General features: G+C 65.5%; 13 protein-coding genes, 1 tRNA gene and 2 pseudogenes. 9 read left to right on the top strand and 7 right to left on the bottom strand.

Annotated elements, in window-relative coordinates:
- Both O1A05_RS03990 and O1A05_RS03985 read right to left on the bottom strand, forming a co-directional pair.
- On the bottom strand, positions 1-525 hold the full coding sequence (locus O1A05_RS03990) for an FHA domain-containing protein FhaB/FipA (RefSeq protein ID WP_270106778.1): 525 nt from the start codon (positions 523-525) through the stop codon (positions 1-3).
- The gene (locus O1A05_RS03985) at positions 522-1,289 is read right to left on the bottom strand and encodes an FhaA domain-containing protein (RefSeq protein ID WP_270106777.1); all 768 of its coding nucleotides are present in this window, start codon (positions 1,287-1,289) and stop codon (positions 522-524) included. Before O1A05_RS03985 ends, O1A05_RS03990 begins: the two co-directional genes overlap by 4 nt.
- 279 nt (positions 1,290-1,568) lie before the next feature.
- Between O1A05_RS03985 and O1A05_RS03980 the strand changes: the two genes are divergently transcribed.
- Positions 1,569-1,652: transfer RNA gene (locus tag O1A05_RS03980), tRNA-Leu, on the top strand.
- Positions 1,653-1,731: 79 nt separating this feature from the next.
- Here O1A05_RS03980 and O1A05_RS03975 read toward each other — a convergent pair.
- The 3 genes from O1A05_RS03975 to O1A05_RS03965 are packed head-to-tail and all read right to left on the bottom strand — an operon-like array spanning position 1,732 to position 3,450.
- Complete coding sequence (locus O1A05_RS03975; protein WP_270106776.1) at positions 1,732-2,175, bottom strand: tyrosine-type recombinase/integrase; 444 nt, start codon at positions 2,173-2,175, stop codon at positions 1,732-1,734.
- Positions 2,172-2,858: a hypothetical protein gene (locus O1A05_RS03970; protein ID WP_270106775.1), complete on the bottom strand. Its 687-nt coding sequence runs from the start codon at positions 2,856-2,858 to the stop codon at positions 2,172-2,174. Before O1A05_RS03970 ends, O1A05_RS03975 begins: the two co-directional genes overlap by 4 nt.
- Positions 2,859-2,889: 31 nt before the next feature.
- Entirely contained in the window at positions 2,890-3,450 is a 561-nt protein-coding gene (locus tag O1A05_RS03965) for a helix-turn-helix domain-containing protein (protein WP_069600596.1), read from the bottom strand.
- 110 nt (positions 3,451-3,560) lie between these two features.
- Here O1A05_RS03965 and O1A05_RS03960 point away from each other — a divergent pair, with 110 nt between their 5' ends.
- From O1A05_RS03960 to O1A05_RS15700, 3 genes and pseudogenes are all read left to right on the top strand, one after another.
- A complete protein-coding gene (locus O1A05_RS03960; protein WP_270106774.1) occupies positions 3,561-3,785 on the top strand; it encodes a hypothetical protein in 225 nt (74 codons plus the stop codon).
- 109 nt (positions 3,786-3,894) lie between these two features.
- Positions 3,895-4,101, top strand: coding sequence for a hypothetical protein (locus O1A05_RS03955; protein WP_096145902.1), 207 nt, complete (start codon positions 3,895-3,897; stop codon positions 4,099-4,101).
- 16 nt (positions 4,102-4,117) lie between these two features.
- A pseudogene (locus tag O1A05_RS15700) lies at positions 4,118-4,504 on the top strand (Fic/DOC family protein); the annotation flags it as partial.
- A gap of 146 nt (positions 4,505-4,650) precedes the next feature.
- Here O1A05_RS15700 and O1A05_RS03945 read toward each other — a convergent pair.
- Both O1A05_RS03945 and mobF read right to left on the bottom strand, forming a co-directional pair.
- On the bottom strand, positions 4,651-5,847 hold the full coding sequence (locus O1A05_RS03945) for a hypothetical protein (RefSeq protein WP_270106772.1): 1,197 nt from the start codon (positions 5,845-5,847) through the stop codon (positions 4,651-4,653).
- A complete protein-coding gene (gene mobF, locus O1A05_RS03940; RefSeq protein ID WP_270106771.1) occupies positions 5,784-8,222 on the bottom strand; it encodes a MobF family relaxase in 2,439 nt (812 codons plus the stop codon). The genes O1A05_RS03945 and mobF overlap by 64 nt, the downstream gene beginning before the upstream one ends.
- A 229-nt stretch (positions 8,223-8,451) precedes the next feature.
- Here mobF and O1A05_RS03935 point away from each other — a divergent pair, with 229 nt between their 5' ends.
- From O1A05_RS03935 to O1A05_RS03915, 5 genes and pseudogenes are all read left to right on the top strand, one after another.
- Positions 8,452-9,384: a chromate transporter gene (locus O1A05_RS03935; RefSeq protein WP_270106770.1), complete on the top strand. Its 933-nt coding sequence runs from the start codon at positions 8,452-8,454 to the stop codon at positions 9,382-9,384.
- A 72-nt stretch (positions 9,385-9,456) separates the two neighbouring features.
- Complete coding sequence (locus O1A05_RS03930) at positions 9,457-11,415, top strand: heavy metal translocating P-type ATPase (RefSeq protein ID WP_270106769.1); 1,959 nt, start codon at positions 9,457-9,459, stop codon at positions 11,413-11,415.
- A 5-nt stretch (positions 11,416-11,420) separates the two neighbouring features.
- Positions 11,421-12,149: a VIT1/CCC1 transporter family protein gene (locus O1A05_RS03925; protein ID WP_270106768.1), complete on the top strand. Its 729-nt coding sequence runs from the start codon at positions 11,421-11,423 to the stop codon at positions 12,147-12,149.
- Positions 12,150-12,265: 116 nt separating this feature from the next.
- A pseudogene (locus O1A05_RS03920) lies at positions 12,266-13,165 on the top strand (DUF6226 family protein).
- Positions 13,162-13,404: a DUF2568 domain-containing protein gene (locus tag O1A05_RS03915; RefSeq protein ID WP_270106767.1), complete on the top strand. Its 243-nt coding sequence runs from the start codon at positions 13,162-13,164 to the stop codon at positions 13,402-13,404. Before O1A05_RS03920 ends, O1A05_RS03915 begins: the two are co-directional and overlap by 4 nt.
- Positions 13,405-13,425: the final 21 nt, after the last annotated feature.

Below are 13,425 nucleotides of genomic sequence, written 5' to 3'. Positions count from 1 at the left end.
TCAGGCTCTCAGTTGCAGCACAGTTTTGCCGATGCGGATGGGGGTGCCGGGTTCGACGGCGACGGTGCGGGCGAGCTGGGCGCCGTTGACGTAGGTGCCGTTGGTGGATCCGAGGTCCTCGAGGAACCAGCGGGACCCCTGCGGGAACAGGCGGGCGTGGCGGCCGGACACGTAGTCGTCGTCGAGAATCAGATCTGCTTCGGCGGCGCGGCCGAGCATGAGCGGGGCGCCGTGCAGGTCGATGACGGTGCCCTGGAGCGGACCCTCGGTGACGACGAGTTGGGAGGCCAGCGTGCGCTGCTGGGTCTGGCCGGTGTTCGGTGCGCTCTCGGTAGCGGCCGGGGCGGGTGCTGCCTCGGCTTCTTCCGCGCGGGCGGCGGCGCGCTGAGCTTTCTTGGAGCCGCCGAGCTTATTGCGACGGCCCACCATCAGGTCGCGGCCCTGGGAGGCGACGACGGCGATGATGAGAACCCAGATGACGGCCAGCAGGCCGATGCGAAGTGCGGCAACGGCGAGCTCGCTCAACGGTCACCTCCGGTGCGATCAGGAAGCATACGGAAGATAATGCGCTGTCGGCCGACCGTGATCAAATCGCCGTGGCGCAACGTTGCTGAGCCCTGGACCTTGCGGCCATTGACGAAGAACCCGTTGGTGGAGCCCAAATCCACGGCAGTGATGGTGCTGCCACGGGTGGTGACCTCCAGGTGGCGGCGGGAAACGCCGGGGTCATTCAGAGTGATGTCGGCGTCCGCTGCGCGGCCGAGCACCACGGAGTCTGCGTTCAACGCGTACTTGGTGCCGGCGACGTCGAGCACGGGCTTCAGCCGGGTGGCCGGCTGGCTGGGTGCGGGAGCCGGGGCGGGCGCGGGCTGAGCCGGGGCAGCGGGAGCCGGTGCTGACGAGGGCACGGGCGCCTCATCGCGCTCCGTCGTCGTCTCGACCTTGATTTTGCCCGAGCGCACGGATTCGTCTTCGATGAAGGTGACGCGCACCCCACCGGAGAGGGTGTAGCCCTGCTCGTTGGCGTGACGGATCGCGTCGTCGCAGAGCTCTTCGGCCAGGGCGGTGCCCCAGTGCCGGATTTGCTCGAAGTTGTCTGTGCTGAACGAGATCGTGAAGACGTTGGGCGCGAGCGTGCGGCCCTCGGAGACGACGATCGAGTCGTTGTCCATCGCCAGGCGCAACGCATTGGCGATCTCCACCGGCTTGACTGATCGCGAGCCACCGGCGGAGAACGCTGATCGCACAGCCCGCTCGAGGCCGCGTTCCAGGTTATCCAGAAGTCCCACCGGGGCACTCCTTTCCGCAGTTTCTTTCACGATACTAGTGTGCAAGGTGTGATCCCCGCAGGTTGGGGGAGCCTGGGCAAGCGTACTAGACGCGGATGACAAGACTCTGAGACCGCGCAAAGAGCCAGATTCTGTGGGTTTTTGCCGGTTTCGCGCAGCGGGGAGCTCCAGGTGCAACGTCGATTAGACGAATCAGGCTTCCTCTGGTTAGGATAGATCTCGCTGTTCAGCACGATCCGCATGTCTGCATCACGGATCGAACCTGTGTGAACGGACCGCGCGCGAGTGGCGGAATTGGCAGACGCGCTGGCTTCAGGTGCCAGTGTCCTTACGGACGTGGGGGTTCAAGTCCCCCCTCGCGCACGAACAGAAAATGGCCTCTGACCTGGGGTTTAGATCACCGGGTTGGGGGTCATTTTCGTGCCATGTGCTGAGATATGTGCTAAGCCCCACCGAGATGGGCCGCGAAGCGGTCTGCTGCGGCTTTCTGCATCGTCGGGGTGACATGGCTGTAGATGTTCATCGTGGTTGTGATGGTGGAGTGCCCCAGGCGCTCCTGTACTACCTTGGGATGCTCGCCAAGCTCCAGCAGGAGTGTGGCGTGCGTGTGGCGCAGCCCCTTGATCGTCACGCGGGGCAGCGTCGGGTGTGCCTTGGCGAGCCAGTTCATGCGGCGATCCCAGCGGCTCGTCATGGCGTCGGGTGAGCGCAGCTTGCCCTCGTCGTCACCGAACACATACGCATCGGCTTTCGCCAAATCGAACGACACTTCGGCGCGGGCGACCTTGTAGGAGGCGAGCACTTTGAGGGTCGCGGCGTCCACGTCGATCACGCGGGCGGTGCCCGTTTTCGTGGTCTTGGTGGTCGTCCAGTCCTCGGTGTTCACCGCTCGCCCGTCCAGGTCACGATTTCCGGTTTCTGCGCTCGAACCTGTGACGACTTCGGGGCGTTCACGGTGCGCTTCTTCTTTGCCGGGTTGACTTGGATCAGCCCATCGTCGATTGCGGCGTCGAGGATCGCGCCGAGGACGACGTGCACCTTGTGGATGCTGTTGGCCGAGAGTGGTTTGCCTTTGCCGTACTCGTCCTTGCGCCCGCTCTTTTCCAACTCCCGGTAGTGGGAGCCGATGCGGGTGGCGGTGAGCTTGTCGATCCTGATGCGACCCAGGTCGGGGGTGATGTGGTTACGGATGATCTTCCGATACCCCTTGATCGTGGAATCGGCCAGCCGCAAGCTCGACATCCAATGCTCGGCGTACACACCGACCGTGGGGGTCTTGCCCTGGAACTTCTCGTTCCTCGCTTTCTTTCGTAGCGCCTCGGTGAGCGCGGCCTGTGCTTCTTCGAGGTCGGTGAACCCGCCACGGGTGAGCCGCTTCTCGCCCAGCTCGGGCTTCTCCGGGTCGTTCAGCACATAGATTTGGAACTTCCACCGTCGCCCCTTGCGGGTCTGGTAGTCGCCCAGCGATCCCTGATGCCGCGACCGGGAACGTCGCTGCTGCTTCTGCTTCACCCCCTCAACGCTGCTCGGTGCCGCCTCGTCCGGCGGCGGGTGACTGGCTGGTGCCATAGACCTTGCTCCTTTCTCTCGTGGTGGTTCGTTACTCGAACGCGAGTGAGGCGTTCGGGTCGAGTTGCAACAGCCTGCCGGTGGCGTGTTCCTCGCGGGCGGTCTGCACATCGTAGCGTTCCTGGTACACCTCGCGCGGAGTGATACCAACCTGGCCGCGGTCGTACTTGGCGAGTATTTCCTCGGCCCAGTGCGCCGAGTTGATCGCTTGGAAGCGTTGCTCTTTCCAGTAGCGCACCAAGTCCTCGGTGGTGAGCTTCACGGCGCCTGCGACCCATGCCTGTATCTCTTCGGGTAGGAACGACTCGGGCACCCCGGTCAGCGTGACCGCCTCAGCAAGCGGGGTAAGAAGAGCTGCGGGTGTGGTGCGGAGGATGTAGGCGAGGGCGGTGAGGTCGTCCACGTCCACGCGCCGGTCGCCGTTCTCGATCTTGCTGATCCCCGACGGGGCGAGCTTTCGGCCCGCCTCGGTCATCAGCCGGGCGGCGGTGCGCACGTCCATGCCGATGGCCTGGCGTGCGGTGCGGAGGTTCTGGGCGACGTGCTCGTGCGTGATCCCGGCGGGGTTTCCCCGCACTCGTTCTGTTTCCATACTAGGAACGTACATGCCCGCTCTTGACTCGTCAAGCACCATACTGTACTTTATTGGGAACTCAGGACTCTTGATTAGGGACGGCAGGCAGGGCGATGAGAGACATATCGGTGACATTGGACGACTTACGGGCCTCCCGTAACGCGGTCATTACACGGGCGGAGGCTCCGGCGGCGCTCGGGGTCGATCCCCGCACGATCACGGCGAGCATCGAGATCGGGTCGATCCCGTCCGTGAAGCTCGGCAGGCGGGTCGTGATTCCACGAGAGAAGTTCCTGCGCATCTTCGACGGCGACGACGCACACTCCACGGTTCCCGGCACCCCCGCGCGGTGAACAGGGCTGGTGGTGCCGATTCGGCACTCCCGTGCTGGTCGTCCGGCGCTTTGTCGGACGTGCCGCGTAGACTGAACTCACGAAGCCGACCACAAGGAGGCACCCCATTATGGCGACGAAGACTCGCGTATCCGAGGCGCACGTTCAGCGCGTGCTCACTGAGGTGCAGGCCGGGCAGCAGACCGCCGGTGAGCAGATGACCCCCGAGGGGCTGGAGCTTCTGGCCCGCCAGGTGCGCGGCGAGATCACCGTGGACGAGGCTGTCGAAGTGATCGCCGCCCGTACCCGCGCACGCCTGGCCGCTCGCACCGCCTGAACCGCTCGGCGTCGCGATGCCTGATCGGTACACCTATCCGGGCAGCGATGTTCTGGTCAACACGTTCGGCATCACCGACTACGACGACTGGAAAGATGCTGAGGCCGACTTCATCGGTGCCCGCATGGGTGCGCTACGCGAGCACCCCATCGCTGGTGGCTACGATCTGCCGCACTTGCAAGCGATCCACGCCTACCTGACGCAAGATATGTACTCCTGGGGTGGCGAGATTCGCGCCACCGACACCCATCCCGGCGGCACCGGCATTGCGCATTGCCGCCCGCAGTTCATCGTTCCCGAGACGGAGCGCGTGTTTGGTGCGCTCGCCCAGCGCGACTACCTGCGCGACCTGGACGTGGATGCGTTCTCGGATGGGCTGGCGTGGGTGTGGGGTGAGACGACGGCGATCCATCCGTTCCGTGACGTGAACACGCGCAGTCAGCATGTCTTCTTCAACCAGCTCGCCCGCGATGCCGGGTGGGTGATCGACTGGTCGCAGATCCCCGGCGACGTGTTCGCCCATGCCCGCACCCTCGCCATCGTGGAAGATCACTCCGGGCTTGACGCGCTGATCCGCCCGAACCTCGTCACCGTCGAAGACGCCGCACGCTCCGACCGGCTCACGGCGAGCCTGGACGGGCACGCACAGGGCTTCACCACTCGCCGGTCGGTGCGCGACCCGGAGACGTTGGATCGCGCGCTCGACGCCGCCCGGCAGCGCCGCTGGAACCTCCAGCCGCCTGAGGCGTTCGGTGGCGCGTCGCCCTGTGATCCGCGCAGCGGCCGGACCTGCTCTGCCGCTGCACGCTTCACTTCGACCAGTACGGCGGCTTGCTCGGGCGGCAGGGCGCGCAATTCCTCGGCATCGCGCCGCGCCACCGCCGCCTGTGCGTGCACGTTGCGGGCTTCGCGGTCGGGGCGGATGAACCGTGCTCGTATCGGGTCACGACGCACCCGTTCGACCCCCAACTCTCTCGCGAGCAGCGTGAGGCGTTCGCGGTTGTGCTGGTCTTTGAGCGCCGCCCGCCCAGACTGCGCATCCGCGAGGCGGCGGTCAGCGTCGATCACTCGCGGGTCGTTCTCGGCACGCCGCTCGGCAGCGGTGGTGGCCCACTCGGTGAGGCCGTCACCGTGGCGCGGTAGTACACCCCAGGCGTCGCGCACTTGCTCGCGTGCCGTGTGGGTGCGCTCGGTCGCGGCCTGGTACTCCTGTCGCGCTCGGCGTCGTCCGAACCTGCCCGACGTGGCGAGCCGTTCCGATGTGGTGCTCTCGGCGGTGACGGCTGTGAGGTAGGTTTCGCCGTCCTCGACGGCCTGCGGCACCAACTCCGCGACGACCTCGGCGCGGGCTTGGGCTGTGTGAGTCTCGGCGGCGCGGATCATCTCGGCGCTTTGCTCGTCCTCCGCCTGGTGGTTGGCCTGCTGCTGGTCGAGCCGCTCCGCGATCTGCTCCCACTTCTCGGCCGTTCGCTCGGCGTCACGCAGGAGTCGGACAACCTCGTCGTTGACGAGCTTCACCGGGCCGTCAGCGACGAGGCCGCGCACCGCTTCGGCCGCGCGTTCGGTCGCGTCGGCGAGTCCTCGGTCTGCGCGGTCGCGTTCGATCGCCTCGATGAACTGCGCTCGGGCGTCGGCCATGCTTTCCGCGACGACGTGCAGGGTGTTCTCGTTTCGGCCGCGGGTCATGCCAACATAGACGGTCGCGCCGCCCATCTGCTCGGTGAGGACGGTGTGTGAGGCGGGCACGGTAACGCCCTGCACCCCATAGGCGGTCGCGGCATAGGAGAGGTGGGTGTGTTCGCGCACATACTCGGCGGGCAGGCGGATTGAGTGTTCGCGTTTGCGGTCGCTGTGCCCGTCACGCACCCAGAGCGACCATCCTGCTCGACTCGTTGGACGATCCACGGTTGCCGGTTCGCCACGCCCAGGTCGGCGCGGTTCTGCCGGGTCTGGATCAGATCATCGCGCCCGATGCTGAGGCTGTCGCTGCCGGTGGTCGTGGTGGTGTCGTCGACGATGCCCGCGCGGGTGCGTTCGTCTCGGATGCGATCATTCAGCCGGGCCGCCTCGTCATTCGATGCGACGGTGACGGCGTCGCCGTCGTGTCTGCTGGTGGCGAGGTCTTCGCGCAGTTCGTCGGCATCGGTGTGGAGCCGGATCAGCCCGAGCTTGCGCAGCCGGTCGTACACCTCTCCGGGGTTGCGACGGTCGCGCATCTGCACGGTGACCTCGGCGTAGGCGGGGTTGGTGAAGCGGTGTACCTCATCCATGTCGAACGTGCGGCCCCTGAGTTGTGCGGCCATGTCGAGCACGCCGCCCCTGCCGACTGCGGGCAGTTGCGCGCGGTCGCCGACGAGCGCGAGGGTTGCGCCCGTCTCGGCTGTGACGGTGAACAGGGCGAGTGCGGTGTCTTGGTCGAGCATCCCGGCCTCGTCCACGACGATCCGCTCGCCACGGCGCAACTGCGCGTCTCGGGGTGGACCGGTGTAGGTTCCGCCAGTCATCGGATCGGTGTCGCCTGGGGCGAGGCGTGTCCATACGCCGTCCTGGTTCCAGCGCCATCCGTACGCGTAGACGAGGGCGGCGACGCTTTCGGCGGGCACGCCAAGTTCTTGGTGCGCGACCTCGGCGGCACGCTTGGTCGGCGCAACCACCCGCACCCTGCCGCCGCGCTGCTCAGCGGCGCGGATCGCGGTGGCGAGCATCGTGGTCTTGCCCGCGCCTGCGGCGCCCTCCACGATCACCAACGGATCAGTCGAGGCGACCGCTGCGGCCGCGACGAGCTGGCCAGGGTCAAGCTGCTGCCCGAGTGCGGCCGCGTGCTCGCGCACGTCGCCGTGTTTCGGCTCGCGGTCGGGTGTTCGGGCGGTGATGAGGTCGCGCAGTTCCGTCTCTACCTGCACCACCCGCAAACTCGTGAGGTGCGCGACATGCTCCCGGGTAGCGGTGTCAGGCGGCAGGATCGAGAAGCAATCCTCGAGCGCGAGCGTCGTTGCAACGGTCACCAGTTCGCGCAACTCCTGCGGGGTGGCACGCACGCCCGCCTCGGTGATGATGCGGGTGGCGTGTTCCTGCACGGTGTGGCGAGTCCATGCCGACTCTGCTGCGGCGCAACGATCCAGCGCACGCGATGCGATCCGCTGCACCGAGACCTCATCCGGTGATACCGGCACACGCGCCGGCATGCGGGCCAGGTGTTCGGGGTCGTAGCCGACCTCGCGGAGCTCGGTCAGCCAGGCTTCCTCTTCCCGCAAGGTCGTGGGCTTCTTCGCGGGGCGCTCATACGCCCACGCCTGCGCTGTCAGCCGAGATGAGACGACCGGCCCCATCGTCTCGCCCGGATGCGCCGTCTCCCACTCGGCTTCGAGCCGTTCCAGGTTCTTCCGCACCTGCTCGCCGCGCTTCGACATGAGCGCGTTGAACGGTTCGAGTTCGGTGACTTCGCCAGTCACCGGGTCGAGGAGGAGGCCGTGACGGTCGAGCACTTCCGCGAGTTCGGGGCTGGCGGCGATCACGGCAGTACCGAGGGCGCGGATCGCGCCTTGCTGCCGGAACGTCGCCGCCGTGTCGAGCGCCCGCCACTTGCCCGCCGCCCAGACACGGGCGCCGATCTGCATGTGGATATGCCGGTGAGGATCACCGGCCCGGCTCGTCCGGTGCGTGATGCCGACCACCTGCATGTGCTCAATAGGTACGACCTCCTGCTTGCCGCGCGGGCCGACACGAGTCACGGAGTACTGGGCGAGCCACCGCTGAATCTCCGCCAGGGCGTCCTGCTGTGCTGCGTCCAGCGCCTTGGATACCTCGGGATGCAAGGCGGCAGCGACGGACAGGCTCTTGGGGGTGTTGATGACCATTTCCGCGAACCGGGGCGACCCCTGCCGATCCAACCCCGCGAGGCGAGGCCTTCCCATCTGCTCGCCGGTATCGGGATTGATCCAGTCCACCCATCCCGCATACTCGTCAGCGGTCAGCACCCGACTACTCACGGCCTCGCCCGAAGCGTCGAGCACCGCGTACTGAACCCCGGTGCTGTCAGACAGGTAGTAGTCGTCAGCACGCGAGCGGTCGGCCTCGACATAGCGCAGCGCATCAGCCCCGGTGCCCCGGAGCAAGATCACGCCGCCCTGCATCGCTCTCACCACCAATGTTTCTAAACTAGAAACTCTATCTATCTACCACGGTAGCATACGTTCATTCAGAAGTCAGCAGAGCGATCTTAGAATCGCACTGTGCGACACGGAAGGTTCGCGTAAGTCGGTGACGGCTTCTGAGCCGCGAGTGAACACTGCGTGAATGCAGCGCGGCGAGTAGCGCCAGTCACGGGTGGTGCCCCATTCTGAGTAAGAAATGTTATCTGCAGAAGGTGGCCGTCGAACCGACTTTGGCGCGCCATTGCTGGTCCTTCTGGTGTTCTTGAGGTTAGGGTGCACGTCGTTCGGTGGCCCGGTCGCTCATCTTGGATATTTTCGAGCAGAGTTCGTCGAGCGACGCAGATGGCTGGGTGATCGCGCGTATGCGGATCTTGTCGCATTGTGCCAGTTTCTTCCCGGCCCGGCATCAAGCCAGGTCGGCATGGCGATCGGTTTGCAGAGAGCTGGAATACTCGGTCTTGTCGCGGCATGGCTCGGGTTCACACTGCCATCTGCGGTATTGCTGTTCGGGTTCGCGCTCGGCGTATCCACCCTTGGCGACGTATCGCAGGCTGGATGGGTGCTGGGCCTGAAGGCTGCGGCGGTCGCGGTCGTGGGTCATGCTGTGCTCGGGATGGCAAAGTCACTCACGCCTGATGCGCGACGAGCGACGATTGCTGTCGGGGTGCTCACTGTCGTGCTGCTCGTACCCGGCCCGCTGACGATGTTCGGCGCGATGGCCTTGGCCGGGATCGCGGGGTATGGTGCCGCGCAGGCGGTGCCAGGGCCGCTGTTCACCTTCGCCGCGTTTCTCGGAGCGGTCACCACGGGCGGCCCGAGTGGGCTGCTCGGCGCATCCATTGCGCTGCTCGCGATCTTTCTGCCGTCTGCGCTGCTCGTGATGGGGGTGCTGCCCTTCTGGGAGCGGTTGCGTCGTGCGCCGAGAGTGCAGCGTGTGCTGACGGGCGCGAACTCCGGAGTCGTCGGGCTGCTCGCCGCCGCGCTGTACGACCCCGTATTCACCGCGGGTGTCACGAACGCCGCATCACTCGTCGTCGCGGCGCTCGCGTTTGTCGCACTCACGTCCTGGAAAACACCGGCATGGGCGGTAGTGCTCGGGGCCGCAGGAGCCGGGGCATTGCTGCTCTGAACGCGCTACGCGGATACTCAGGCGAAGCTGGCCTACAATGCGAGAAGCGTGCCCGCGTGGGAGGATTGAAGCATGAGCCGTTTTTCATCTCTGGTCAGGGCATATCCACTCGTGATCGCAACACTGTTGGTGGCTATGATCGGGTTGGTTCTTTTAGCGACTCCGGCCATTGAGTCGGCCAGCTGGATTGTGGGTGCGTATGCGCTCGTGATTGCCGGGTGGGAGGCGGTCGGGATGATCCGGCAGCTCATCCGAGGGCACGCCGGGCTCGACATTCTTGCGGTGACGGCCATCACCGCTGCAGTGCTCGTTGGGGAGCCGTGGGCGGCGCTCGTGGTGGTGCTGATGCTCACCGGCGGGGCGGCCCTCGAAGATTACGCTGAGAACCGTTCGAAGCGGGAACTGACCGCGCTGCTGCGTAAGGCACCCCAGCAGGCCACGCGCATCCTCGCCCCAAGCGCACCCGGCGCGGACATGCACGGGCATACTGCCGAGGTCACGACCGAGGACATACCGGTCGAAGAGGTCGAGGTGGGTGATCTGTTGTTGGTGCGGCCGGGTGCACTCGTGCCTGTGGACTCGATCCTCGTCTCCGAGCACGCCGTGTTCGATGAGTCGTCATTGACCGGTGAAAGTCTGCCCGTTGAGCGTGACGCGGGAGAGAAAGTGTCGAGCGGTGCGGTGAATGGACAAGCCGCAGTCACCATGCGGGCTGCGGCTCCGGCCGCCGAGAGCGAGTATCAGCAGATTGTTCGGCTCGTCGAACAAGCCGCGGGGAGCAAAGCCAAAGTCGTGCGGCTCGCAGATCGGTACGCGGTGCCGTTCACAGTGCTCGCGCTCGTGATCGCCGGGATCGCGTGGGCGGTCAGTGGAGAGGCTGTCCGGTTTGCCGAGGTGCTGGTGGTGGCGACCCCATGCCCGCTGCTGATCGCCGCGCCGGTCGCGTTTCTCGGTGGCATGAGCCGTGCCGCGAGGTTCGGGCTGATCGTCAAGGGCGGCGGCACCCTCGAACAGCTTTCACGAGCCCGCTCGGCGGCATTCGATAAGACCGGCACCATCACTACCGGCAAGCCAGTGCTCGAACGCCTTCTGCCCGCCGACTGCGCCAGCGAAGACGAGCTGCTGCGTTTCGCAGCCTCAGCGGAGGTGTACTCTTCTCACGTGCTTGCGGACTCCGTCGTGCAGGCCGCGAAACAGCACGGCTTGTCGCTCGTCGAAGCCGAACATGCCGAGGAGATCGCGACAAACGGAGTCGCGGCTGTGTTCCGCACTCCTGACGCACCTGAGGCAGTGACGGTTCGTGTCGGCAAGCCCTCCTGGGTGCGCCACTCCGCGCCGGACCTCGTGCTGGCAGACCTTGCTCCAGGGGAACTCGCAATCTACGTCTCAGTCGATGGCCGTTTCGCCGGAGCCATCGTCATGCGCGACCAAGTGCGCGAAGAAGCAGCCCAGGCTCTCCGTCAGCTGAGCGCACTCGGTATCGAGCGTACGCTCATGGTCACCGGAGACGTTGCAGCCACCGCCGAACCCATCGCGCGGCGCCTTGGAATCAGCGAGGTGCACGCGGAGTGCCGCCCCGGCGACAAAGTTCGCATTGTCAGTAGCGTGCAGCCCCGCCCGCTCATCATGGTCGGTGACGGCCTCAACGATGCCCCGGTGCTCGCTGCTGCGGATATTGGCTTCGCAATGGGGGCGCGCGGTGCAACCGCAGCATCGGAGTCTGCGGACATCGTGAACCGCTACGACACGCTCTCGGCCCTGCCGCGCGCGGTGAGCATCGGCAAGGACACCGTGCGGATCGCACTGCAAAGCATCTGGCTCGGCATCATCATCAGCGTCGGCCTCATGCTCATCGCCGCCTTCGGGTTCCTCCCAGCACTCCTCGGCGCGTGGCTGCAAGAAGTCGTTGACCTGGTGGCCATCCTCGGCGCACTCCGTGCAGTCGGCCCACGATCTGAGCGAATCACACGATCATCACCAGTCGCATCGACGGAACAACTTCACTTCAGCACGACCCAAGACAGGAAATGAACAATATGGCATCCGACTCAAGCACCACGCCGCATCCCGGCGAAGCCCACCTGCAGAACGTGGGCCAACGTTTGAACTGGCTACGTGCAGGGGTGCTCGGCGCAAACGACGGCATCGTCTCTACCGCGGGTGTCGTCGTCGGTGTCGCTGCCGCTACACCAAACAACGTACTGGCAATCGCGACGGCCGGTATCGCCGCCGTAGTTGCCGGGGCGTTCTCAATGGCTGGCGGAGAGTATGTTTCGGTGAGCACCCAACGCGACACAGAGAAAGCGCTCATCGCAAAAGAACGGTGGGAGCTCGAAACCATGCCCGAGGAGGAGCTTGAAGAACTCACCGAGCTCTATCGACAGCGGGGCCTCTCAGATGACCTCGCACATCAGGTCGCGGTGCAGCTTACCGAGACGGGCGCTCTCGCCGCTCACGCAGAGGTCGAACTCGGAATCGACCATGAAGAGTTCACAAGCCCGTGGGCAGCCGCCGTGTCATCGTTCATTGCGTTCGCCGTTGGAGCGCTGATCCCACTCATCATGATCTTGCTCCCCGTCGGCGGACACCGAGTTTGGATCGCAGCCATCGCAGTTGTGATCGGCCTCTTCCTCACCGGTTGGATCAGCGCTGCGCTCGGTGGCGCGCCGCGCGGTCGCGCAATTCTCCGGAACGTGGTCATGGGCTCAGCGACCATGATCGCCACATACGCCATTGGGGCACTCTTTGGCGTGGCCATCGGATAGGCCGCTTCTCGTGATCCGGCCCGCTTTCATGTGCTAACTCATGTGCTACCGACGCTGCTAGGTTGTGAATCGCGGTGCAGTTATCCACAGGTGGGCCTCGCAGAAACCGCGGAATCATGCGGCAGAACGCCGATTCACGATTTCGTGTGCGAGGGGGAACGGATCCGTTCAAGTCCCCCCTCGCGCACTATCTGAAATGGCCTCCGACCTGGATCATTGATCCTCAGGTCGGAGGCCATTCCTCTCTCGCGGCGCAGCGGCGAACCCGACGTTGTCGGTTGCATATGACAGGCTATGTTCGGCCGCGCATCGCATCGCCCACGTTCTATGACGTCGCGAGGGTAGTGGTCAAGGACGGCAAGCGCTGGGAGGATTTCGACGGTCAACCGCCGGAAGAGCGCCACGAGGTCGAGACACCTCTCGAACGCTTCGCGCCCTTGCACACGGTGGTTGAGGCGCTGATCGATCACCTGGCGAAAACCTACGACGTCAGTGTTGAAGAGGGTGCATCTGTTTGCGCGGACTTACGGAATCCCCCATCGCACGAGCACGTGGTGCGGGCGGTGCGGCTGACGCCGGCAGACCCGTTGTCTGCGCCGATCACGCTGGTGCTGACGGACTACCCCAGTGTGCTCGTGTAGGCCGGCCTGCTGGCCGATTTCGTTCATCCCAGGTGCGGCTGCGATGCCTGTGATGAGGAATGGGAATCGACGGCGGAACAGCTGGAGGCTCACGTGCTGGACGTGGTGGCCGGTGGACTGCGGAAATTCGTTTCACCACCGCGTCGGCCGAGAATTCGCTTCGAACGCGGCATGGGACTGGTCAAAGACATGGGCCAGACGGTCGGGTACCGCCTCGCATCATCCGATGGTGAGTGGTGGGAAGGCAGCGAGTATCCGGCCGAGGATGTTCCGAAACCGGAATGGACGCGGATCAGGCTGCGGCTTGACGACGTGGAGTCGGGGACCGACACGGGGGCCTGGCGTGCGTGGGCCCGGGCGGAGGAGCGAGCATGAGAGTTATCCGCGGCGCTGCGCTGTCGGTGCGGTTCGGGCTGGAGATGTGCCTGGTGGCCGCCATGGGCGTGATTGCCTGGGAGACGGCGTCGCCGGGGTGGAGGTGGCCGCTCGCGGCGCTGGCGATCGTGGTGGTGCTGGTGATCTGGGGGCTGTTCCTGTCACCGAAGGCCGCGGCGACGCTGTTCGTCGTCGTCTGGGCCGTGGATCGAGCAATCCTGGCCATCACCGCGCCGTGACCGTCACACTGAAGACCACCA

Origin of the sequence: Citricoccus sp. NR2 (assembly GCF_027594385.1) — a bacterium.
Lineage (GTDB): Bacteria > Actinomycetota > Actinomycetes > Actinomycetales > Micrococcaceae > CmP2.
The sequence above is the reverse complement of the archived record's forward strand: the minus strand, read 5'-3'. Positions and strand labels throughout refer to the sequence as shown.